Below are 23183 nucleotides of genomic sequence, written 5' to 3'. Positions count from 1 at the left end.
CCTTTATTACGTGCGATAGCTCGCATTAATTTTGATATAATCATAGGTCAGATCACAGCCCCATGCTCTTCCGTTCCCGTCTCCTTCATGCATCTTGATGACAATGGCAATCTCATCTCCTTCGAGATATTCTTTCGCGAGAGATTCAGAGAATGGCTGAGGCTCGTTGTTTTTAAACAGGCATTGGCCCCCGAGATAAACCTCTACTTCTTCAGCCTTCACCTGAGCCGCGCTGTGCCCGATAGCCCCGATAATGCGCCCCCAGTTCGCGTCTGTTCCGTATACAGCGGTTTTTACGAGGTTCGACCCGACAATTTTCTTGGCAATTACGTTTGCATCAAGATTGTTTTTCGCCCCTTTTACTTGGGCTTCGATTAGTTTTGTCGCGCCTTCTCCGTCTCTGGCAATCTCCTTAGCCAAATCTTCGCAAGCCATCAGAAGCGCTTTTTTAAAGAGCGGCCAGTCTTTATGATCTTCCGTAAGGCACTCATTTTCCGCGCAGCCATTTGCCATGACCAATACCATGTCATTGGTGGAGGTTTCTCCGTCAACTGTAATTTGATTAAAAGAGACGTCAGTGATGTCGCGGAGCGCTTTTTGCAGCGTTTTTTCTTCGATTGCCGCGTCTGTTGTCACAAACCCCAGCATCGTTGCCATGTTTGGGTGAATCATTCCGGAGCCTTTAGCCGCTCCGCCGATGGTGACTTTTTGACCGCCGATTGTCAGTTCATAGCACGTTTGCTTGATGACGGTATCTGTCGTTAAAATCGCTTCCTCGAAATCTCCAGATCCCGCAGGCGTTTCTTTCAAAAGCTCGATGCCGGCCTGAATGTTTTCCATATTTAAATGTTCGCCGATGACACCAGTTGAAGAAACGGCGACAAGCTCCGGCTCAATGCCCAGCTGTAAAGCAAGGCTCTCCCGCATTTTGTATGCATCCTCTAAGCCCTGTTCCCCTGTACAAGCATTGGCAATGGCGCTGTTGACAATGACTGCTTTCAGAGCTGATCCATGCTTTAAGCTGTCCTGTGTGACTTTAATCGGAGCCGCCTGAAAGTGGCTTTGCGTATAAACTGCCGCGCTCACTGCCGGTGTCTCGCTGATGATGACGCCAAGGTCTTTTTTCGAGTAGCGCAGCCCGCAATGCACGCCCTTTGCCTGAAATCCTTTTGGCGAGGATACATCGCCTTTTACTTTCACTATTTGATCTTCACTCAACTGAATCATGGTTCGATTCTCTCCTGTTCTATGGATAAATTGGTGTCATGGTAAGACCTGTCTCTTCGTTCCAGCCATTCATGATATTGAAATTTTGTACTGCCTGCCCAGCGGCACCCTTCATCAGATTATCAATTACCGATACGATCGTGACCCTGTTCGTTCTTTCGTCGAGGGTAACGGATACATCGCAGAAATTGCTGCCGAACACTTCCTTCGTTTGCGGGAAATGACCCTTTGGCCTCACTCTCACAAAATATGAATCTTGGTAAAATTCCGAATATAAATCGTGCAGATCTTCTGCAGATAGGTCAGATGTTAATTGCGTATACATTGTAGCCATGATTCCCCTAGTCATCGGAACCAAGTGAGCAGAAAATGTAATAGCCTTCAACCCTGGCTGCCATTCTTTTAACGTCTGTTCAATCTCAGGGGTGTGCTGATGTTCATTTACTTTATAAATTTTAAAATTGTCGTTAAGCTCAGAAAAATGGGTTCCCATGGATGCTTTCCTCCCCGCACCGGAAACGCCTGTTTTCGCATCAACGATAACGAACGATTCATCAAGCAGCTTTTGTTGAGCCAAAGGCGCGAGGCCCAGAAGCACAGCCGTCGGGAAACACCCCGGATTGGCGATGAGCTTCGCCTGCTGAATGTTCCTTTGATTCAGCTCCGAAAGACCGTAAACCGCCTCTTGAATTGTTTCTTTTGGTGCCGCTGTCCGTTTATACCACTTTTCATATACAGCAGGCTCTTGGATCCTCAGATCACCTGACAGATCAATAACCGGAATTCCCGCCTCTGCAAGCTGCGGAGTCAGTTCACTTGATACTCCCGGGGGCGCAGCAAGAAACATGACATCGATTTCCTGTTTGATTGTATTGATATCAATGGGCTTCAGCGTTTGCCCAGCCAAGCCGGTAAGATGAGGGTAAACATTACTATAGACCTTTCCTTCCCCGCTGGATGAATAAAGTATACATTCTTCTGTATGAGGATGATGTGTAAGAATCCTGACAAGTTCGGCGCCTCCATAACCCGTAGCGCCTACAATTCCTATTTTCAAAACGAATTCACCTTCTTGGTCTTTGTGAAATTATTTAACATTATAACATGAATAAAAATTAATTCAATCGTATATTTAATATTTTTATTCATTTATAAATTTTCTGTTCAATAAAAAAACCGGCTCTTAAAAAGCAGGCAGAAATCGCTTCAAGTTGTTGATCCGGCGCCATTTGCAGCTGCATAAAAAAAACAGGCTGACCGTGTCAGCCTGTTTTCATCATCATCAATCCGCTCAGAAAATATAGAATAGAGCTTGTATAAAAAATCATTTGCACCGTAAAAAAGTCGGCGAGAAAACCGCCGAGCATAATGGCAGCCGCTGAAAAAACAGCGGTCCAAAAATGATAATTCCCAATCTTTTTTCCGCGTTCCCCGGTGTCTGTAAAGTCGGCGATTAATACTTTTTCTCCGTGTTTTTGCATCGCCCCAAAGAGACCTAACAGCACTTGCACGATGTACACTTGAAGAACGCTGTTTACATGCGGGACATACAAAAGCAGAACCGCCATGCCCCATGAGTTCGCAAGCAGATAATAGCGGCTGTCGATCCTTTCAGAAAGCCGGCCGAGGAGCGGGTAAATGAGCGCTCCGCTCAGTCCGAATAATCCGTAGGAAAACCCGAACTGCGTGTAGCTTGAGCCGATATTCTTCACAAACAGAATATAAAACGGAAAGATTAAACTGCTTGCGAAAAACACGCTGCTTTGTGAAAGTGTCAGCCATTTTAATTTGTTTTTCCCCATTATTTATACCTCTGATAAAAGTAATTCATAAACCGCTCATCCGGATCATACGCCCGTTTTTTCTGAAAAAACGCTTCGCTTTTCGGATACGCCTGTCTCATTTGCGCTTTTGTCTGATATGTCATATACGGCAGATAATAGCTTCCTCCGTGTTTGAGCGCAACGTCTGTCATGCGCCTGATGATTCTCGCAGCGTCAGCCTGGTCTTCTTTTGAAAAGCCCTCGTTGATTAAAAGCACGAGCGAAAACATATCATCCTTCGCATAAGACAGGTCAGCCTTTTCGTTTTTTTGCACATACCGGATCGTGATATTAAGCAGATTCAGGTCTTCGTGTGACAGCGTTTGTCTCAGGTCATCAATATAGGAAGCGTACTCCTTCACCGGCACAAAGTATTCCTGCAGCACGTCTGTATTTTCATTGTTTTCGTATTCGAGAAATTTTGATTCTGACCGCATGACGTTATTGCGTGAGATCTTTGTTCCATTTTGGCTTAGAAAATAGGATTGCTGGGTGTTCCACAGCCAGTTTCTGCCCCACCCGTACCGTCTTGACAGGCCGAGCGCGAATTTCGTCACCTGTGTATGCTCATCCTTTTTGAGATCGCTGTAAGATGTCAGCTGATCCTGCTCTTCTGATAATACGTAATTTGTGACATACATGTCTTTCAGAAATCCTTTTTCTGCTGTTGAGATGCGAGCGAGGTGCATGCGGACACCAGGATTGCCTTTGACATGCTTTGTAAAATAGTCAGCGTATGTACTGTAGTTCATTTTTTCCGTCTGCATGACGTACAGCTCGTCATCCGTTAATTCAAGCTCAGCATCGAGAATCACGCCAAAAAGACCGTACCCGCCGATGACTGCTGAAAATAAATCATCTTTTGGAGTGACGGTGACAATTGTGGCGTCGGCTTTTAAAAGACGGAATGATTTGACTGTATCAATCAGCGACCCATAGCGGATATCACGCCCGTGGGCATTGGCGCTGAGAGATCCTCCGATTGTAAAAATATTTTGTGACTGCATGACTTTTACCGCAAGCCCGTATGGATTTACGTATTTCTGTATGTCATTCCACGTCGCCCCGCTTTGGACCCTGATGGTTTTTTTCTCTTTATCGAAAGCGAGGATTTTGTTGTAGCCTGTCATGTCCAGAACGATGCCGTCCTCGTAATATGTATGGCCGCCCATCGAATGCTGGGTTCCGGCTATTGAGATTTTTATGTTTTTTCGATTGGCCTCTTTGACTGTGTCAATGAGGTTATTTTCTTCCTGCCCTTTCACCGTCTGCTTAATTTTCACCGGCATCAAGCGGCTGACATCGGTCATCTCGCCGGAGCCGCTTTTTTGCTCTGAGTGAACAGAGTACGCAAACAGGGCCGCATACGCACCGGTGCACAGCGCGAATGCAAGCAATTTCTTTTTCATGGCGCTCTCCCTGCTGTTTTTTATGGCCATTATACCATGTTTGCGTCCTCTTTTTTCCAGATTATCGTCTTGCCCGTTTTTCAGCGCGGCGGTCAGCCACGATAAAACAAGCGTGAATGGCGCCCGGCAGCCAAAAGATGCATGTCAATATGAGATTGAGCAGGGCCTGAAACGGCTTTCCCGTAAACAAAACAGCAAGCGGCGGACATAGAACGGCAAGCAGGTACATCATTTTGCTTCACTCCTTTTCAGCTGTAAAAAGGACAGCCTCACAGTAAGGCTGTCCTCTTTTGTTTTATTGTATGCCAAGCGCTATTTTTGCATATCTTGACATTTTGTCCCGAGTCCACGGCGGATTCCACACAATGTGAACTTCCGTCTCTTTCACTTCCGGAATGTCCGCAAGCGCTTTTTTCACTTCATCAACAATAATCGGCGCTAAAGGGCATCCCATTGACGTCAGTGTCATTGTGACGTGCGTTAAGCCGTCTTCATCCATATCAACATCGTATACTAACCCGAGGTTTACGATATCAACGCCAAGCTCAGGGTCGACAACCTGTTCCAGGGCGCCCATAATGTTTTCTTTTAATGCTTCTTCCACGTTCCCTCACTCCTTTTTTCTACAGTATAACGTAAATCCGGCCTGTGTTTACACCTTTGTGCTTTATAAATGCGTTTCAAACCATTCAACGGTTTTTAACACAGCGGCCCGCGGCACTTTGTGATCGGCTCGTTCATCCGCAATAAACTGGAGATGTTCCGGCTGCTCGCTGTAATAAGATTTAATCGTGTCATAAAATTTCCGGGTCGGCGCGTAAGGCACGACTTGATCTTTAACGCCATGCCAAAATAAAAGCGGGCGCTGGCGAAGTTTCTCCGGCTGAAGGCTGAGATCCAGCACTTTAAGGCGCTCCATGAGCTCCCGCACCCTTTCCTCCGGCACATCGATATCGATGCCCTGAGATTTAATATGGTCGATCTGCTGCTGAAACAGCTCGACATAATTCGGGCTTCCCATCAGGCTGACGCCGGCTTGTACCCAGTCATAAACCGTTAAGGCGCCAAGCGTTGTAATGCCGCCCATTGATGTACCCGCAAGCCCGATACGGCCGCCGTCTATCAGGCCTTCCTTCTCAAAATGGTTCTTGAGTACTTCAAGCTCTTCAATCTCGTTTAGCACGATGTCCCAAAAATGGCCGGCCAGCTTTTCAACAGCCATTTGCTCTCCCCGTTCACCATGGTGCAGCGCCTCCGGCAGAACGGCTCTAAAGTCCTTCTCTGCAAGCAGATAAGCAATATGAAGGTTGTGTTCCTTTGCGCTTGTAAAGCCATGTATAAAGAAAACAAGAGGAACGGCACGGTGCCTGTTCTCTTCTTTTACAATATGTAAAAACGGAATGCCGGAAACGGTTTGATTTTCAATTTGAATCACAATGTCCCCTCCTTAGGATAACCATAATCATAAGTGTAACATGTAGACAATAAAGATGGTAAAAAGCTACACTGTAATTAAGGCAACTCACGTAAAATCTATGGTTAAAGGAGCTTTTCATGGAGACAAAACCCTATGTAATCGCATTAGATTTAGATGGAACATTATTAAAGGACGATAAAACAATATCAGAAAACACCCTTCAAACGATACAGCGCCTAAAAAATGATGGACATTACGTCTGCATCTCCACCGGCCGGCCGTACCGTTCAAGTTCCGTGTACTATGAGCAGATGAATCTGACAACGCCGATCGTCAATTTCAACGGAGCGTTTGTCCACCATCCGCAAGATGACAGCTGGGGACGGTATCATACCTCACTGCCGCTTCAAGTTGTCAAACAGCTTGTGGATATCAGCGAGACCTACAACGTACATAATATACTTGCTGAAGTCATCGATGATGTGTACTTCCATTATCATGATGAGCATCTGATTGATGCCTTTAACATGAACACAACAAATGTCACCGTCGGCGATTTGCGTGAAAATCTCGGTGAGGATGTCACCTCTGTGCTCATCCATGCGAAAGAGGAAGATGTGCCAGAGATACGCGCTTATCTAACAGATGTGCACGCCGAGGTGATCGATCACAGAAGATGGGCAGCCCCGTGGCATGTGATTGAGATTATTAAAAGCGGCATGAACAAAGCGATTGGCTTGCAGAAAATCAGCGATTACTACGGTGTGCCGCGAGAACGGATCATCGCTTTTGGCGATGAAGATAACGACCTGGAAATGCTTGAATTTGCAGGATGCGGCGTCGCCATGGGAAATGGAATTGACGCAGTCAAGCGGATCGCTGACAAAACGACGGGTTCCAATGAAGAAGACGGTGTCGCCCAATTTTTGAAAGAATATTTCTCAATATAAAGAGCGGAGTTTTTTAATTTTTCCCACTTATAAACCTTTACCCGTCCCAGCATACTATGGGAGACGACTCATCTCGTCAAAGTATGGAAGGGGGCAGTCTCACAATGGGTAAACGAAGCAAATCCAGAAGGTTTATTCAGCAGGGTAAAGACTCCATCGGGCTACACGCCGCAAGATTTCCATATCGGTCTACATTAGAAGAAACTCACCAGCATGCCGCGGCACGAGATTCGGCCGAAAGACAGGTTGAATATTAAATGAGAAACGAACTGTTTCAGCAGGCGAAATCATTTGTTCAACAGGCTGTCATGGTGACAAACGGCTTTGAGGAAGGCGATCAGGAGCAAGCGATTCTGAGGGCCAAAAATGCTGTGTCTTCTGCGTATGCCAATTCGACAGATGCGGAACGTCAACAGCTTCATCAATTTCAAGATCAACTGGATAAATTGCAATAAAAAAGGGCTATGGCGATTCGCCATAGCCTATTATTTGACCTCAAACTGCTGAACAGCCTGGACCTGCTTAAGATTCTCCGCTCTGCCCTTAAACGTCACCTTCACCTCGTATGTTCCCGGCTCCGGTACTTCCTTCCATTCATCAGTGAAATCATAGGTTTCTCCCGGTTCAAGCGTCAGGTTTTGAAAAGCCTGTGTAAACATTTTGTCTTTCGAATAACGGTATCTTTCTTTGTGTTCTGAATCGTACACGACAAGTTCAAATTTTTGTCCCGTGCTGAATTGAAACTCCACCCTGCGTTCGCTTTGGTTCTTCAGTGACATGTTAAATTTGATTTGTTCAGGCTCCTCAATTGCGTCAACAGATAAAACAACCTCTTGATTCTCCATTCCGCCTGATACCTCCTTATCGGGTTCTGTCTGCTCATTTTTCCCGCAGCCTATTAATAGCACCACAGGCAAGAGCATCACAAGCAGCCGTTTCACGACTTCCACCTGCTTTCGTCAGTCTTTTCTAAAGAAACCAAAAATCCCGGTCGTTTGGACAATGTTTGTAAATGCTTTCGGGTCCACTTCTTTTACGATTTTTTCTAAATCGTACAATTCATACCTCGTGATGACGATAATCATCATTTCTTTCTGCTCGTTTGTAAAAGCTCCTTTGGCTGGGACAGTCGTTATGCCCCGCACCATTTTTCCATAAATGGCTTCCTTGATTTCGTCCGCTTTTTTCGTCACAATCATTGCTGTCAGCTTCATGTGCCGGGTATGAATCGCGTCGATCACCCTCGTTGTCACATACAAAGTAACAAGGGTATATAAAGCTTTCTCCCAACCTTGCAATAATCCTGCCGTCAGAATGATAATCCCGTTCAGAATAAAGAAATACGTGCCGACGGGTTTATCCTTCCACTTGGCCAGCACCATAGCGACGATATCAAGGCCGCCTGTCGAAGCGCCGTACTTTAATGTTAAACCGATTCCGACCGCGGAAATCACGCCGCCGAATACCGCGTTCAGCAGGATGTCATGAGACAGTCTCATTTCCGGCAGGATTCCCATAAACAATGTGGTCAGTGCGACACTCAAAATGCTGTACACCGTAAACGATCTGCCGACCTTCAGCCATCCTAAAATACCGACCGGAATATTTAAGAGGAACAAGAGCGTTCCCGTCGATATGTAAAAAGGGGCATATTGGTCAACGACGCTTGATAAAAGCTGGGCAACACCCGTGAATCCGCTGGCATATACATCTGCCGGAATCAGAAATAAGTTCAGCCCGGCCGCATTAAGTAAGGCCCCGATGATGACGATGAGTAATTTTTTTGTTTGATCTAGTACCATGGCATGTTCCTCCGCTCATTCTTCTTTATTATGTTTTCCCTTAAAACAAATATTTGAACACGATTTTGACAAATTAATATGATATAGTTGGCTTAAATCACATGATGACGAGCGATAAACGGAAAGAAGGGAAGCAAAATGACAGTTCATCTCATCGCTGACAGCGCCGCTGATCTGCCTCGTTCTTATTTTGAGGAAAACGGCATTGGCTTTATCCCGCTTAGGGTTTCTCTCGGCGACAAAGAATATGAAGATGCAGTCACGATTCATTCGGAACAAATATTTGAAGCGATGCAAAATGGGGAAGCGCCAAAGACGTCCCAAGCCTCACCGCAAACAATTAAAAATGTATTTTTGCAATATGCCGAAACAGGAGAGCCCGCACTTTACATCGCTTTTTCCTCAGGACTCTCCGGCACCTATCAGACAGCCGTCATGATCGCCAATGAAGTGAAGGAAGAATTCCCCGATTTTGATTTGCGGGTGATTGATTCCAAATGCGCTTCATTAGGGTGCGGTCTGGCCGTCCGGCATGCACGCGAACTCTGTATCAACGGAAATACAATACAAGAAATTGAAACGTCTGTAAAGAGCTTTTGCGCACAGCTTGAGCACATTTTTACAGTCGATGATTTAACGTACCTCGCCCGGGGCGGCCGAATTTCAAAAACGTCCGCTTTTGTCGGCGGTCTGCTCAATATTAAACCGCTTCTTCATATGGAGGACGGCAAGCTTGTGCCTCTTGAAAAAATCCGCGGACAGAAAAAGCTGTTCAAACGGATTATTGAATTAATGAAAGAGCGAGGAGACAATTGGAGCGAACAAACCGTCGGAATCAGCTATGCCGCTAACGAAGGAACAGCCAATGAAATGAAACACTTGATCGAAGACGCATTCAAGCCGAAAGACATCATCATGCACTCCATCGGCTCTGCTGTCGGATCCCATTCCGGGCCGGGCACACTGGCCATATTTTTTCTGGGTAGATCATAAAAAAACAGCCAGGCTAAAAAAGCCCTGGCTGTTTTTTCATTTTTATTGAATTCCGACTGCGTCATATGCCTTTTCGACAGAAGCTGATTGCTTCGAGTCTTCACCGTATAAATCATTGGCAGCTTCGATTGCCGCTTGCTTCATCATGCTGAAGTCTGAAGAAGGCGTTACATAATATGTCAAAGCCCGGTAATAAATTTGCTCACAAGCTTCACGCCCGATCCCCTCAACCCGCACATCATGGTGCACGCCGCCTTCTGCGAGAAGATATGCCGCTTTATTGTGGATCGACGAATTGATATGCACCCCGCCGTAATCGTCTGTGCCCGTATACCGGTTTGAATAATGATCCGGATTCCCCTGCTTGGAAGGGTCCTCTAATGAACGTAAAGCATCCCCGCGTACATCCGGCGTATATACATCCTCGCCGATTTCCCAGTCATCCCGGTCTGTCATCGCCGCCATAATATCAGAAATGGATTCGTTTAGCGCGCCGGGTTCTCCCTGATATAAAAGGCCTGCGGAATACTGGGTGACCGCGTGTGTCATTTCATGCGCTACAATGTCGAGCGATCCGGACAGCGGCTTAAACTTAGCGCCGTCACCATCCCCGTACACCATCTGCACACCGTTCCACGCCGCATTGTTCCACTGTGTTCCCACATGTACGGTAGACGTAATTCTCGCTCCGTTTTGATCAAAAGAATGACGGCCGAACGTGCGGCTGTAATAGTCGTAAACGGTTTGTGCATTTGCATGGGCATCTACAGCCGCCGGGTCATGAAATACGGACGTGCCGCTGACCACTTCACTGCCTGTATACCCGATCAATTGAGACAAAAGAGTAAACAAGGTTTCGTTCAGGTTCTTTGCGTCAAAAGTATTTATCCCTTTTCCCCTTGTTTCGTCAGCCAAATAATAATGCCCATTCTGTTCGGTTACTTCAAAGCTTTTTTCTTCGCCTGATACGCCGATCCCTGTACCGGCTGCTTCATGAATGGCATTAAAAGAATCGATGACCTTTCCGCTTTTGGCATTAATGAAATAATGCCAATATCCAGGCTCAGGTTCAGACGTCGAAAGTCTCACAAGGTAGGCAAGATCATATGCGCCTTCGTGCGGATAAATATATAATTCGGCTTTCGGTTCTCCGTCAACATACTCGATTTTTCCAATGGAGGCCTCAAGCGCACGGCGCGCTGTATGTATGGCTTTTTTCTTATATACAGACGGTGTGACAGATATGTCATTTATTTGCGGGTGCACCTTCCCGAAGAAACTTTTCACTTGTTTGTTTTCCTTCATCGCGACCGCCTGTCCAAAGCCGTAAACAGGAATCCCTTTATACACTTCCTCTAATTTAAAAAATGTTTGTTTTGTCTTTGAATCCTTTATTGTTTTTGAAATGCGAAAATGGCTGTTCGCGTTTCCTTTGAGCTTAAAATGGGTTTGTTGCTTGTCCAGATATGAAAATAGCGCTTCTTTCTGCGTTAGGTTTTGAGCTGGCTGCCATAATGGCTGTGATTTTTCGATGATGTATGAAGGGGTTTGATACGTATGGTCGTATTTGATGCTTTGATCTGCTGAGGCATTTGATGCAAAAACACATTGAGCCGCCGTGCATAAGCCGGCCATAAACAGAGATGTTTTGAACAGTGTACGCAAAACACCACATCCTTCCTGTTTTTTCGTTCATCCTAACAAAAAAACCGAAACTTGTATGTGGTGCTTCATTCCTATTTTCAGGAAAAAGAAAGAAGGACAGAGGTTTCGCTCCGTCCTTCAGCTCCTATTCTACCAGTTTTTTATTCACGTAAATAATAACCCCTGCGCCATATGCCAAAATAAGCGGCGGAATCAGCTGCTCCTGGCCTTGAAATGAGATAAAGCTGTTCAGCAGAATGAACAAACCGGAATTCAAGAAAAAGTAGCCTGCTATTCTGGCCAGCCGATCCTTATCCCGGATACGTGCCTCATTAAACCCCGCCAGCATCCACGTCTGTTTTTTGATCCCGACAAAATAGGCTACCACAAAGAATAAAAGCGAAATGACAATTAATAGATAATTGATGCTGATCTCCATATTACAGCCTCCTACAACATTACTTGACGTTTAAATAAAGAAAAAAAGCGGCACAGCTAACCACAATCAGCAGAAGGACGACGAATGCATTGATGAACGGCTGCACAAGAAGCAGAACAGCCAAAAACAGCAGATAACCCGCACCGACCCTAGAAATCGTGACAATCTCATGTTGAGAGCGCATTTTGTTCTTTCTTACGCCCGCAAACATCATTAACTTCTTCCGCTTCCACACATAGCCTGCGAGCACCGCCAAATAAAGAGCCAATGGCACATATCTGTATGAGGGCGGCAGCAGCGGCAGGAGTATGATTACAGCAATGAGAAAAACTGAAAGTCCGCTTTTTCCTAACACAGAACCCCTCCGTTTCTGTTCCTTCCCTTCACCCATCATCGCTTCGGCAAGTTCTTTCGGATGAGAAAACTCATTTTCGACAGCTTCCCGCAGAGCCTCTACACTATGGCCGGCATTCATTCTGTCTTGTACAAAAGCGGTTAAATGGCCCTTCAATTCGGCTATCGTATTTTCTCTCTCTACTTCAGGCATATTCGCCAGCTCAGCGTTTAGTTCCTCCGTATAGCGGTCAATGATGTGCTGTGCATTCATAGCAAATCCCCCGATAAAGACAATAAAGCTTGATGGGTTTCCAGGTACTTCTCCAGCCGTTCTTTTAACATCTCTTCTCCTTTTTGCGTCATTTTGTAGTACTTCCTTTTCGGGCCGTCCAAAGAATCTTGCCAAAAAAATTCGACCCAGTCCTTCTCCGTCATCCGTTTCAAAATCGGATAAATCGCACCCTCTGAAATAGCCAGTGCCGGGGTTGTTTTTAAGGACGATGTCAGCTCATAACCATACATCGGTTTTGAGCGCAGCAGGGATAAAATAGCCAGCTCGAAAATCCCTTTGCGAAATTGAACAATCCAGCGGTCGTTAATTTGATTCGTTTTCATGGTTTAAATATATCGAAAAAACCACTATATATCAATGACATATAGCAGTGAAAAATGTCCTGTTTTTTCATTTAACAAAAATGGAATTTCTCCTACTTTCTAACCTTTTTATTACAAAAATGTTTTTATATGATGAAAAGTAAGAAAAATGAATTTCTTCAGTTTAAAAAGGAGCAGTCGAATGCAGAAATCGATATCATTTTTTATCATTTTTTCAGTCCTCTGGGGGTCTTTATTTCTGTTTTCCATCATTGGCAGCTTAGGGACAACCCCGATTCCGCTGACAAAGGACTCCAAATTTCTCATGTCCAGCGTCATTCCTCAAGGCTGGGGCTTTTTCAGCAAAAACCCCCGCGATACCGCCATCGGCTTATATGAAGATGGAGATGCCAGCGCCAAGGTCAGATGGCCTAATATGAGAGCTGATAATCTATTCGGCCTGTATCGTTATGGGCGATCGCAGGGCGTAGAAATGGGCGTAATCTACAGCCAAGTCGGCAAGGAACAGTGGACAGAATGTAAAGATACGGACCTGAGTGCCTGCAAAAGCAAAGCCAAAACCGTACAGCTGCAAACACCGGCGCCCCGCCCGCTGCTTTGCGGCAGCTATTATTTGACGAAAGAGGACATCGTTCCTTGGAGCTATTCTAAATACACCGCTTCGTCTTATCAGGTAAAAAGCATAGTCAAGGTTGTGATCTCATGCTCGAAAACATAAAACAGACCATCACCGGATGGGACCAAAAAAACCCGTGGACAAATGTATACGGACTCGCGCGAAGCATTATTGCTTTATCCAGCCTGCTGACGCTGCTCGTCAATCATCCGAGCCTCATTATGAAGCCCGCCAGCGGAATCAGCAGTTATCCTGCTTGTAAAATGAATCTCAGTCTCTTTTGCCTCGGCGAAAATAACTATATGATGTTAAATCTGGTCAGATGGATCTGCATTGCCATTCTGGTGCTTGTTGTGATCGGGTGGCGCCCTAGAATCACCGGGATTCTTCATTGGTATGTCAGTTACAGCCTGCAATCGTCGTTAATTGTCATCGACGGAGGCGAGCAGGCAGCCGCGGTTATCACATTTTTGCTGATTCCTATCACGCTGACTGACCCGAGAAAATGGCATTGGAGCGGAAGGCCTGATGATCCAGAGGGCCAAAGAACAATTGGAAAAATCACAGCTTTTATTTCTTATTTTGTCATCAGACTCCAAGTAGCGGTACTTTACTTTCACTCTACTGTCGCTAAGCTGTCTCAGCAGGAATGGGTGGACGGAACGGCCGTCTATTATTTCGCCCAGGAAAAAACCATCGGCTTCAACGGCTTTTTTCAGGCTTTAACGAAGCCGTTTGTGACAAGTCCGTTTGTGGTGATTCCGACATGGGGGACGCTTCTCGTTCAGATTGTCATCTTTGCGGCACTGTTCGCGCCGAAGAAGCATTGGAGATTGATTTTAATCATCGCTGTTTTTATGCACGAGATATTCGCGGTTATGCTGGGTTTAATCAGCTTTTCACTCATCATGGCCGGCATTTTGATATTGTATCTCACTCCAATTGATTCCACGTTTCAATTTACATATATACGCAGACTGAAGTGGAATAAAAAAGAAAAGAAGGGAGAGGTTTCAGTTTGAAGAAGGCGTTTCTTGTATTTTTGTCGGTTGTATTGGTAACAACAGTGTTTTTGGTGAAGCAGCAGGAAAGTGTAGCACAGGCGAAGCAGCTTGAGTATTCAGGTGAAGAGATTTTTAAAGGGTTTGTGTTTGCTCAGGGTGAAGTGGGCAAAAAGCTTCCAGAGGTATTTAATAAAGCCATGACTGACAAGCTCAACACAAAACAGGCAAAGGCTTTTGCCAATCAGGTTGTTGCTGATATCAAAAAAGAGGATGCTGACTTTTTTGACAATCTGAAGAAAGCCGTTTACAGCAAAGATGCAATGAAGGTGGATGAACTGCTGAAAAAAGCAGGTCAAATCGTTGAAGAAAAAGTAGAAGCTGCAAAGGACATCGCCGCTTCCAAGGATGATACGTCCAGAGTTCAAGCCGAGCTCGTCAACACGGTCGATACCGCTAACTATTTCTATTATGTTTCTTATGTTGCCGCTGCCGGTGCGCTGATTCTTGTCATTCTTGCCATTGATATTACGCCGATCGCGATTTCAGACAATGTGGATCGCGAAATGGCAATCAGAACGCTGGTTGATGAATTAAATTAGAATTAAAAAAGGCTCGCTCCGCAGTTCTGCTGCAGGCGAGCCTTTTTCATGCACTATTTTTTCTCGTATGTCCAGCCGTCTTCCTGATACACTTTTCCGTTTTTCATTAAGTGGCCAAGCGCCCGTTTAAAGGCAGCCTTGCTCATGTTAAAACGTTCTTTGATATCATCAGGCTGGCTTTTGTCGCTGTACGGCATGGCGCCGTTTCTCGTTCTTAAATACGTTAGAATATACTCGGCATCAACAGACAGCGCATCCTGCTTTCTCGGAAGAAGCGACATATTCACTGAGCCGTCTTCCTTCACTTGAATCACACGTCCTGTCACTCTTGAGCCGAGTCTAGGCTCTTCTTTTCTTTCTGATGAATGAATAAAACCGCGGATTCCGTCATCCGTAATGATGAACGATCCTGAAGCGATCAGCCTGTATACCGTTCCGGTCAGCTCTTTATTCATCAGATCGTCTGAAGCGTCTGTAAACAGCTCGCTGATGATATCCTCCGGTGCGGGTTTGGCAAACATGCGCCCCCGATTTGTCACCTTCAGCATACAGTAGAGCTTATCCCCTTTTTGCGGCCAGACATCTTCATACGGCGGCAGATGCTCTGTTGCGACAAGCGCGTCTTTCGAAAGGCCGACATCGACGAATACGCCCATATCCTCTACCGTGTCCACCACTTCTACCCATCCGTACTCATCAGCGCTGATGACCGGAATTTTCATCGTTGCTGCAAGCCGTTCCTGCTGGTCAACGTATATAAAGACCTCTACCTCATCTCTGTCTTCTATATCCTCTGTCACTTCACTGTTATGTAAGAGAATCGTATCTTCTCCATCGGTTAAAAAGTAACCGAAGTCCGTTTCGTGATCTATACTCAAGGTTAATTGCTGCCCTGGTCTCATGCTATCGTCCTTCCTCTTCCCGCTTATTTCACTGCGGATCTTGTTAACATTTTTTCCAATCATCACAAATTGATTCTTTGTTCTGTTGGAAGTTTCTCTTTATTCTACTATAATCAACACATAAGTTAAATGTTATGGAGGTTTTCATATGGCAAAAGAAAGTTCATTTGATATTGTATCCAAGGTGGAACTCCCTGAAGTGCAAAACGCGATTCAAATCGCACTGAAGGAAATCAGCACACGCTATGACTTCAAAGGGAGCAAAAGCGACATTTCATTAGATAAAGAAGAGCTTGTTCTTGTTTCCGATGACGAATTCAAATTAAGCCAGCTCAAGGATGTGCTTGTCAGCAAATTGATTAAGCGCAGCGTGCCGACAAAAAATATTGATTACGCCAAAATTGAGAACGCGTCCGGCGGCACCGTACGCCAGCGCGCAAAGCTTGTTCAAGGGATTGACAAAGACAACGCCAAAAAAATCAATACCATCATCAAAAACTCCGGACTGAAAGTAAAGTCTCAAGTGCAGGATGATCAAGTGCGTGTCACCGGAAAAAACAAGGATGATCTTCAGCAGGTTATCGCAGCAGTTCGAGGTGCTGATCTGCCAATTGACGTTCAATTTATAAATTTCAGATAAATTTTCTGATTCCTATTGATTATTGTCTTTATTTTCGGTAAATTTGGAGAAAGGGAAAATGCCAGGCATCTTTTGGCAGCCCCTGAACATGTAAAATTTCATATCCGTTCTTATCAAGAGAAGCAGAGGGACTGGCCCGACGAAGCTTCAGCAACCGGTGTAATGGCGCAATTGCCATGACCAAGGTGCTAAATCCAGCAAGCTCGAACAGCTTGGAAGATAAGAAGAGACAATATCACTGACAAAGTCTTCTTCTTAAGAGGACTTTTTTTATTTCTCTTTTTTCCTTGCTGAATGCGAATAAAGGAGGCAGACAATGGGACTTTTAGAAGATTTGAAGAAACAGGTGTTAATCGGTGACGGCGCAATGGGCACGCTGCTTTACTCCTTCGGAATAGACAGGTGCTTTGAGGAGCTCAACCTTTCAAAACCTGAGGAAATTCAGCGTATACATAAAGCCTATGTCGAAGCGGGAGCAAACATCATTCAGACCAATACGTACGGAGCGAACTATATTAAATTATCGAGACACGGCCTTGAAGATGACATCAAAAAAATGAATCAGGAGGCTGTAAAAATCGCGCGGGCTTCCGCCGGCGATGCGTATGTGCTCGGGACGATGGGCGGCATCCGCACGTTTAACAAAAATGCGTACAGCCTTGACGAAATCAAACGAAGCTTTCGCGAACAGCTGTATTTACTGCTGCATGAAGAGCCGGACGGTTTGCTGTTAGAAACGTATTATGATTTGGAAGAAGCCCGTGAAGTGCTGAAAATCGCCCGAAAAGAAACCGATCTTCCGATTATGCTGAATGTATCCATGCATGAGCAGGGCGTACTTCAGGATGGAACGCCGCTTTCTGATGCGCTGCGCTCGGTTGCGGATCTCGGTGCCGATATCGTTGGCATTAACTGCCGGCTCGGCCCTTACCACATGATTGAAGCGCTCAGTGAAGTGCCGATTTTTGATGACGTGTTTTTATCTGTCTACCCGAACAGCAGCCTCCCCTCTCTCGAAGAAGGCCGGCTCGTATATGAAACTGACGACACGTATTTTCAAAACAGCGCGGCTGAGTTCCGCAAGCAAGGCGCGCGGATTATCGGCGGCTGCTGCGGCACCACGCCAAACCATATCCGGGCTATGGCAGAGGCTGTGGGCGGACTCGTCCCTGTTACGGAAAAGCATGTAAAGGTTCGGGCAAAGGAATTGGTGACTGTTCAGCACGAACGGACAGAGCCGGGATTAAATGAAATCGCTGCGGAAAAGCGCTCAATTATTGTTGAGCTGGACCCGCCGAAGAAATTGAGCTTTGACAAATTTCTGTCCGCCGCTGCTGAATTAAAAGAAGCGGGAATCGAAGCCCTGACGCTCGCCGATAACTCACTGGCAACCCCGCGGATCAGCAATGTTGCCTGCGGCGCCCTTGTCAAGCAGCAGCTCGATATGCGGTCTCTTGTCCATATTACATGCCGGGACCGAAACATTATCGGACTCCAGTCACATTTAATGGGACTCGACACATTAGGGCTGCATGATGTGCTGGCGATTACCGGCGATCCTTCTAAAATCGGTGATTTCCCGGGTGCAACGTCTGTCTATGATTTAACATCCTTTGATTTAATCAGGCTGATTAAACAGTTCAATGAAGGGCTGTCTCTGTCCGGAAAACCGCTCGGAAAGAAAACCAATTTCTCAGTGGCCGCTGCTTTTAATCCAAACGTCCGCCATCTCGATAAAGCCGTAAAACGGCTGGAGAAAAAAATAGACTGCGGCGCCGATTATTTTATCTCACAGCCCGTCTATTCAGAGCAGCAGCTTGTCGATATTCATAATGAAACAAAGCATTTGAAGACTCCGATTTATATCGGCGTTATGCCGCTGACAAGCAGCCGGAACGCTGAGTTTATCCATAACGAAATTCCGGGCATCAAGCTGTCCGATTCCATCCGCGAAAAAATGGCGCGCGCCGGCGAAGATAAAGAGAAACAAAAGGCGGAAGGCCTTGCGATTGCACGCTCCCTGCTGGATACTGCCTGCGAACTGTTTAACGGCATCTATTTAATCACGCCTTTTCTCAGATCCGACCTGACCTCGGAACTTACATCTTACATTAAGCAAAAAGATGAACAGCGTCAGAATATTTATTTGCATTAACATCGCTTTCTAAGACTGTCCGAACCAATTGGGCAGTCTTTTTCAAACCCGATTCGTGTTACGATATAGAAAATAAATCACATAAGAGGAGGAACATCATGCTTGAAGTGAAAACCATTCCCGCAGAGGATACCTATGAAATCCGAAACCGCATTTTGCGTCCCCATCAATCAATTGAACAATGCAAATATGAACAGGATCAAGCAGAAGGCTCTTTCCATCTCGGCGCTTTTTTTGAAGGAACGCTGATCAGCATCGCTTCCTTTTCTCCCGAGAATCAGCCGCTATTGACTGATTCACCCGCATATCGGCTTAGAGGCATGGCAACGCTCGAAGAATACCGTGATCAAAAAGCCGGAAGCACACTGATCACATACGCGGAGCAGAAGCTGGCCGATATGGGCGTACAGGCGGTCTGGTGCAACGCAAGATACCATGTGAAAGGCTATTACGAAAAGCTTGGCTGGAAAGAACTTGGCGAGCCGTTTGAGATTTCCGGCATCGGCACCCATATTGTGATGTACAAAAAAACAGGAACAAGCAGGTGATGACATGCATTCAGCGATTGAGCTGATTCAGCTTACTGAAAAACATGTGCCCGGCCTATTGCGTCTGTCCCGGCAAGCCGGGTGGCCGGATTACGGCGAGCGAGAGCTGCAGTTGCTTGTAAAACATGGACGCTTCTTCGGGTATCAAAACAGCCAAGAAGACATCATCTCCTGCATCGGTTTGTTTTTGTATGGCCGACTTGCTTCTATCGGACTCGTTATCGTCGACAACGAGTACAAACGGCGAGGCCTGGGGCGGCGGATGGTGAACGCATGTATCAGCCAAGTCGATGAAAACACCGCCATCATGCTTTGCGCCACGAAGGAAGGTTTGCCGCTTTATGAAAAAGCCGGATTTCAAACAGCGGGTTCAATCCGCAAATACAGCTGTCAAAGCTTCAAGCCGCTTACAAAGCAGCACGACATTGAACTGACATCTTTTACAGAAAAGGATTTTCCGGAATTAATCGCGGCTGATCAAGCCGCCTTTGGCGGAGACAGAGCAGCACTTCTGCATCATTTGATCTCCCAATCAGCGGAATGTATAATTGCCAGAAATAATGAAGGCACATTCATTGGCTATGGCTTATCTGTACAAACACCCGCCAATCTGAAATTAGGCCCGCTTATCGCAACGTCACCGGGTCTCGCTGCTGTATTGGTCAACAGGCTGGCCGCAGGAAAACAAGGAGCCATCCGAATCGACGTGCCTGGGGAAAGCCCGTTGCTGCATGACAGCCTGGAAGCAATGGGCTTTCACTTAGACGATGAGCCCCCGCTTATGATGTACCAAAAAAAGACGCTGCCTGCACGAAACAGACAATTATTCGCTGTCATCTCACAAGCGCTCGGTTAACCCTTTTTTACCCGAACAGGAAGATTCTGTTCGGTTTTTTTAATGCCTTCAGGGACACTCTAAGCAGAAGAAAAGGAGTGTGCTTTGAGATGGAAACATCAAAACAAAATAACGGAATGACGATTGTAGCTATCGGTTCAATCCCTTTAATATTAACCCTTGGAAACTCTATGCTTATTCCTATACTGCCAAAAATGAAATCTGAACTTCATTTATCCCAATTTCAAGTCAGTCTCGTGATCACGGTGTTTTCCCTGATTGCGGCGTTTGCGATTCCGATTGTCGGCTATCTCGCAGACCGGTTTTCACGGAAAATCATCATTATTCCCTGCTTATTTTTGTATGGAGCAGGCGGATTGCTGGCCGGGTTTGCGGCAGGTTTTTTTGACAATGCTTATCCGTGGGTCATGGCTGGCCGGGCTCTTCAGGGTATCGGAGCAGCCGGAACGGGACCGATTGCGATGGCGCTGTCAGCGGACCTATTTAAAGGCGCACAGGAAAGCAGAGTGCTCGGCCTTGTTGAAGCGTCAAACGGAATGGGGAAAGTTCTATCGCCGATTATTGGCTCACTTATCGCCCTGATCGTTTGGTATGGCGCATTTTTTGCCTTTCCTGTGTTTTGTATCATTTCAATCGTGCTGACTTGGATTTTTATTAAAGAAAAGGAAAAAGAAAAAGAACCGCCTCCTATCGGAAAATATGCAAAAGGGCTGTTAAGTGTATTTAAGCATGAAGGCAGATGGCTGTTTACCGCTTATTTAGCCGGGGCTACCTGTTTGTTTACCTTATTCGGCATTTTGTTTTACCTATCAGACATACTGGAAAAAACATACGATACAGATGGCGTCAAAAAAGGGCTGATTTTGGCGATTCCCCTTTTGGTCATGTGTGTGACATCCTATACGACGGGCAGCAAAATCGGACAAAAGCAATCGTTAATGAAAAAACTGATCGTCATCGGTTTAGCGTTTATGACTGTGTCTTACGCGGCACTGTCATTCATTGAAAATCTCGTCCTGTTTATCAGCGTTCTTGTGCTGAGCAGTATCGGTTCAGGCCTTGTCCTTCCTTGTATAAACAGCTTTATCACAGGCGCTGTCGGCAAAGAACGACGGGGTTTTGTGACATCGCTGTACGGATCAGTGCGTTTTCTGGGGGTGGCAATCGGGCCTCCTATTTTCGGTCGCTTGATGCAGTGGTCAAGACCCGGCATGTTCTTAAGCATTGCGGGCTTGACACTGGTTGTCGGCATTCTTGTGCTTACGCTGATTCATGTCAAACAAAATAAAGACGAGACAAATGAAAAAGAAGAGCCTGCAATGAACGGCAATCGGCTTCAGCCGGCTGAGGAAAGGTAGCGTCCGGTTTGAAAATCGAACGGATCGAGACCTTTCCGCTCTTGCACCGATTAGAGAAACCTTACGGAGATGCAAACGGATTTAAACAATACCGGACATGCTATCTGATCAGAATTATCACAGAAAGCGGCATTGACGGCTGGGGAGAGTGCGCGGATTGGCTCCCGGCCCTGCATGTCGGTTTCACAAAACGAATCATTCCCTATCTCTTAGGTAAACAGGCAGGCAGCCGCCTGCCTTTAGTGCGCACAATCAAAAAATGGCATCAGCGGGCGGCATCGGCTGTAAGTATGGCACTGACGGAGATTGCGGCAAAAGCAGCAGGTTGTTCCGTATGCGACATGTGGGGCGGACGGTACAGAGAAGAACTCCCTGTGTATGCCTCTTTCCAATCATATTCAGACCATCCGCAATGGATCAGCAGCTCGCTTACGAATGTTGAAGTTCAATTGAAACAGGGCTTCAATCAAATCAAAGTCAAAATCGGCGGGACAACCTTTGAGGAAGATGTGCGGCATATCACTGCCCTGCAAAACACGGCCGGCAGCTCTGTTTCTATTATTCTGGACGCAAACCAAAGCTACGATACAGCAGCAGCTTTAAAGTGGGAGCGTCTTTTTTCGAAATGGATCAATATTAGCTGGCTGGAAGAGCCTCTGCCTTTTGACCAGCCGCAGGATTACACTTTGCTGCGGAGCCGTTTATCCGTTCCTGTCGCCGGCGGAGAAAATATGAAAGGCGCGGCACAATTTGCGCCTCTCCTCTCACAGCGCTGCCTGGATATTATTCAGCCTGATGTCATGCATGTCAATGGAATTGATGAGTTTCGCGACTGCCTCCAGCTCGCGCGTTATTTCGGTGTGAGAGCGTCTGCCCATGCCTATGACGGCGCTCTTTCCCGGCTTTATGCTTTATTTGCGCAGGCCTGCCTGCCTCCGTGGTCAAAAATGGAGAACGACCAAATTGAACCGATTGAGTGGGACGTAATGGAGAATCCTTTTACAGAACTGATCAGCCTTCAGCCTTCAAAAGGAATCGTGCACCTCCCGAAAGGAACAGGGATCGGCAGAGAGATCAATACGGAGATCATCAATCGGTATATGTGGGATGGTTCAGCGTTTTAAGCTGTCCCATCCCTTTATTTATAGACATAAATCATGGACAGCCTCATAAAATGGTAACAGCGGACAAGTCTTTTCATAAAGGAGCAAATGACTTAATGGCTGAACTGCTGATGAAAGCAAAACTCACGTTTATGATTGTCACAGGCGGTGTATTACAGGGACTCGGCATGTCCTTATTTTTATTTCCGCATGATATTCCGACAGGCGGGGCGGCAGGTATTGCGGTCTTATTGCACCATTTGTTTCACATTCCCCACGGCTTCTCGGTATGGGCTGTGAATGTGTCAATGCTTTTCACTGCTTTAAAATGGCTGGAGATGAGAACATTCACCGGCACTCTCGCCTCGATTACCGTCACCTCTGTATCGGTATTGATCTTCGATGTCATTTTTCCGGACATCACCTCAAACCTGTGGCTTGATTTGGCAAGCGGCGCTGTTTTATTAGGACTCGGCATCGGACTTTTATACAAATATAAAATTTCTAACGGAGGGTTTGGAGCCCTTGCACTTATGATCTCAATTTACCGGGGCGGAAACCCGGGAACCATCTTGCTCATTATGAATTGCATCATTTTTATGATTACCGCATCAATTATTGCCTGGGGCATTGTGATTCAAGCTCTTATTTGCCAAGTGATATCAACAAGAGTCATCGACTTCATCTATAACATCCGCCTGACCTCTCTTCCCATACTTACGCCTATGTACCGTCATAAAAAATAAT

The 23183-nt window shown here is 46.0% G+C and carries 27 protein-coding genes, 1 pseudogene and 1 riboswitch; of the genes and pseudogenes, 14 read left to right on the top strand and 14 right to left on the bottom strand.

All coding sequences use genetic code 11. The features are described 5' to 3' along the window. Positions 1-6 precede the first annotated feature (6 nt). From argJ to UJ203_RS08500, 7 genes are all read right to left on the bottom strand, one after another. The gene (gene argJ / locus UJ203_RS08530) at positions 7-1227 is read right to left on the bottom strand and encodes a bifunctional ornithine acetyltransferase/N-acetylglutamate synthase (protein ID WP_106022360.1); all 1221 of its coding nucleotides are present in this window, start codon (positions 1225-1227) and stop codon (positions 7-9) included. A gap of 19 nt (positions 1228-1246) precedes the next feature. Beyond that, positions 1247-2284: an N-acetyl-gamma-glutamyl-phosphate reductase gene (argC, locus tag UJ203_RS08525; RefSeq protein WP_322009931.1), complete on the bottom strand. Its 1038-nt coding sequence runs from the start codon at positions 2282-2284 to the stop codon at positions 1247-1249. 205 nt (positions 2285-2489) lie between these two features. Further along, positions 2490-3029, bottom strand: a complete 540-nt coding sequence (locus UJ203_RS08520; RefSeq protein WP_044156416.1) for an MFS transporter — start codon at positions 3027-3029, stop codon at positions 2490-2492. After that, on the bottom strand, positions 3029-4459 hold the full coding sequence (locus UJ203_RS08515) for an FAD-binding oxidoreductase (protein ID WP_322009928.1): 1431 nt from the start codon (positions 4457-4459) through the stop codon (positions 3029-3031). The genes UJ203_RS08520 and UJ203_RS08515 overlap by 1 nt, the downstream gene beginning before the upstream one ends. 61 nt (positions 4460-4520) lie before the next feature. Further along, positions 4521-4691, bottom strand: coding sequence for a YqaE/Pmp3 family membrane protein (locus tag UJ203_RS08510; protein WP_003224527.1), 171 nt, complete (start codon positions 4689-4691; stop codon positions 4521-4523). A 63-nt stretch (positions 4692-4754) separates the two neighbouring features. Next, on the bottom strand, positions 4755-5063 hold the full coding sequence (locus tag UJ203_RS08505; protein WP_003224525.1) for a metal-sulfur cluster assembly factor: 309 nt from the start codon (positions 5061-5063) through the stop codon (positions 4755-4757). A 63-nt stretch (positions 5064-5126) separates the two neighbouring features. Beyond that, positions 5127-5894: a prolyl oligopeptidase family serine peptidase gene (locus UJ203_RS08500; protein WP_105990580.1), complete on the bottom strand. Its 768-nt coding sequence runs from the start codon at positions 5892-5894 to the stop codon at positions 5127-5129. Positions 5895-6013: 119 nt separating this feature from the next. On the opposite strand from UJ203_RS08500, the gene UJ203_RS08495 reads away from it, so the two are divergent. From UJ203_RS08495 to UJ203_RS08485, 3 genes are all read left to right on the top strand, one after another. Beyond that, positions 6014-6826, top strand: coding sequence for a Cof-type HAD-IIB family hydrolase (locus UJ203_RS08495; RefSeq protein ID WP_322009922.1), 813 nt, complete (start codon positions 6014-6016; stop codon positions 6824-6826). A 104-nt stretch (positions 6827-6930) separates the two neighbouring features. Beyond that, positions 6931-7083, top strand: coding sequence for a hypothetical protein (locus UJ203_RS08490; protein WP_322009920.1), 153 nt, complete (start codon positions 6931-6933; stop codon positions 7081-7083). After that, complete coding sequence (locus UJ203_RS08485) at positions 7084-7281, top strand: DUF3813 domain-containing protein (RefSeq protein WP_003224518.1); 198 nt, start codon at positions 7084-7086, stop codon at positions 7279-7281. Positions 7282-7311: 30 nt separating this feature from the next. Here UJ203_RS08485 and UJ203_RS08480 read toward each other — a convergent pair whose 3' ends face one another. After that, positions 7312-7767, bottom strand: coding sequence for a BsuPI-related putative proteinase inhibitor (locus UJ203_RS08480; RefSeq protein ID WP_322009917.1), 456 nt, complete (start codon positions 7765-7767; stop codon positions 7312-7314). A gap of 18 nt (positions 7768-7785) precedes the next feature. Continuing rightward, the gene (locus UJ203_RS08475; RefSeq protein WP_024120888.1) at positions 7786-8628 is read right to left on the bottom strand and encodes a YitT family protein; all 843 of its coding nucleotides are present in this window, start codon (positions 8626-8628) and stop codon (positions 7786-7788) included. 138 nt (positions 8629-8766) lie between these two features. Here UJ203_RS08475 and UJ203_RS08470 point away from each other — a divergent pair, with 138 nt between their 5' ends. Further along, complete coding sequence (locus UJ203_RS08470; RefSeq protein ID WP_227598273.1) at positions 8767-9621, top strand: DegV family protein; 855 nt, start codon at positions 8767-8769, stop codon at positions 9619-9621. A 42-nt stretch (positions 9622-9663) separates the two neighbouring features. Here UJ203_RS08470 and UJ203_RS08465 read toward each other — a convergent pair whose 3' ends face one another. The 4 genes from UJ203_RS08465 to UJ203_RS08450 form a co-directional block, all read right to left on the bottom strand. Further along, complete coding sequence (locus tag UJ203_RS08465) at positions 9664-11286, bottom strand: M4 family metallopeptidase (RefSeq protein WP_322009910.1); 1623 nt, start codon at positions 11284-11286, stop codon at positions 9664-9666. Positions 11287-11410: 124 nt separating this feature from the next. Then, positions 11411-11704, bottom strand: coding sequence for a DUF3784 domain-containing protein (locus UJ203_RS08460; protein WP_024120885.1), 294 nt, complete (start codon positions 11702-11704; stop codon positions 11411-11413). Positions 11705-11723: 19 nt separating this feature from the next. Further along, positions 11724-12311: an HAAS signaling domain-containing protein gene (locus tag UJ203_RS08455; RefSeq protein ID WP_322009907.1), complete on the bottom strand. Its 588-nt coding sequence runs from the start codon at positions 12309-12311 to the stop codon at positions 11724-11726. After that, positions 12308-12655, bottom strand: a complete 348-nt coding sequence (locus UJ203_RS08450) for a PadR family transcriptional regulator (protein WP_010333707.1) — start codon at positions 12653-12655, stop codon at positions 12308-12310. The genes UJ203_RS08455 and UJ203_RS08450 overlap by 4 nt, the downstream gene beginning before the upstream one ends. 181 nt (positions 12656-12836) lie before the next feature. Here UJ203_RS08450 and UJ203_RS08445 point away from each other — a divergent pair, with 181 nt between their 5' ends. From UJ203_RS08445 to UJ203_RS08435, 3 genes are read left to right on the top strand one after another with little or no spacing between them, the layout of a single operon-like run. After that, entirely contained in the window at positions 12837-13373 is a 537-nt protein-coding gene (locus UJ203_RS08445) for an SdpA family antimicrobial peptide system protein (protein ID WP_322009903.1), read from the top strand. Further along, complete coding sequence (locus UJ203_RS08440) at positions 13358-14293, top strand: sporulation-delaying protein SdpB family protein (protein ID WP_322009901.1); 936 nt, start codon at positions 13358-13360, stop codon at positions 14291-14293. Before UJ203_RS08445 ends, UJ203_RS08440 begins: the two co-directional genes overlap by 16 nt. Then, the gene (locus UJ203_RS08435) at positions 14290-14874 is read left to right on the top strand and encodes a sporulation delaying protein family toxin (RefSeq protein ID WP_024120881.1); all 585 of its coding nucleotides are present in this window, start codon (positions 14290-14292) and stop codon (positions 14872-14874) included. Before UJ203_RS08440 ends, UJ203_RS08435 begins: the two co-directional genes overlap by 4 nt. A 53-nt stretch (positions 14875-14927) precedes the next feature. On the opposite strand, the pseudogene UJ203_RS08430 reads toward UJ203_RS08435, so the two are convergent. Continuing rightward, positions 14928-15826 (bottom strand): annotated as a pseudogene (locus tag UJ203_RS08430) (S1 RNA-binding domain-containing protein). A gap of 98 nt (positions 15827-15924) precedes the next feature. Here UJ203_RS08430 and UJ203_RS08425 point away from each other — a divergent pair. The 7 genes from UJ203_RS08425 to UJ203_RS08395 all read left to right on the top strand — a co-directional run bounded on the left by UJ203_RS08425 (position 15925) and on the right by UJ203_RS08395 (position 23182). After that, a complete protein-coding gene (locus UJ203_RS08425; RefSeq protein ID WP_044156433.1) occupies positions 15925-16416 on the top strand; it encodes a YajQ family cyclic di-GMP-binding protein in 492 nt (163 codons plus the stop codon). A gap of 107 nt (positions 16417-16523) precedes the next feature. Continuing rightward, positions 16524-16642, top strand: a riboswitch (SAM riboswitch). A gap of 90 nt (positions 16643-16732) precedes the next feature. Further along, on the top strand, positions 16733-18571 hold the full coding sequence (locus tag UJ203_RS08420) for a bifunctional homocysteine S-methyltransferase/methylenetetrahydrofolate reductase (RefSeq protein ID WP_322009895.1): 1839 nt from the start codon (positions 16733-16735) through the stop codon (positions 18569-18571). Between the two features lie 98 nt (positions 18572-18669). Beyond that, positions 18670-19119, top strand: a complete 450-nt coding sequence (locus UJ203_RS08415) for a GNAT family N-acetyltransferase (protein WP_101860826.1) — start codon at positions 18670-18672, stop codon at positions 19117-19119. A 4-nt stretch (positions 19120-19123) separates the two neighbouring features. Then, a complete protein-coding gene (locus UJ203_RS08410) occupies positions 19124-19975 on the top strand; it encodes a GNAT family N-acetyltransferase (protein WP_322009892.1) in 852 nt (283 codons plus the stop codon). Between the two features lie 89 nt (positions 19976-20064). Further along, positions 20065-21333, top strand: coding sequence for an MFS transporter (locus tag UJ203_RS08405; RefSeq protein ID WP_322009890.1), 1269 nt, complete (start codon positions 20065-20067; stop codon positions 21331-21333). Positions 21334-21341: 8 nt separating this feature from the next. Then, positions 21342-22457, top strand: coding sequence for a mandelate racemase/muconate lactonizing enzyme family protein (locus UJ203_RS08400; RefSeq protein WP_322009889.1), 1116 nt, complete (start codon positions 21342-21344; stop codon positions 22455-22457). A gap of 95 nt (positions 22458-22552) precedes the next feature. Beyond that, complete coding sequence (locus UJ203_RS08395) at positions 22553-23182, top strand: YitT family protein (RefSeq protein ID WP_010333695.1); 630 nt, start codon at positions 22553-22555, stop codon at positions 23180-23182. Position 23183: the final 1 nt, after the last annotated feature.

This window comes from Bacillus sp. V26, assembly GCF_034296245.1.
GTDB lineage: Bacteria > Bacillota > Bacilli > Bacillales > Bacillaceae > Bacillus > Bacillus halotolerans.
This window is presented reverse-complemented; position numbering and strand designations above follow the sequence as displayed.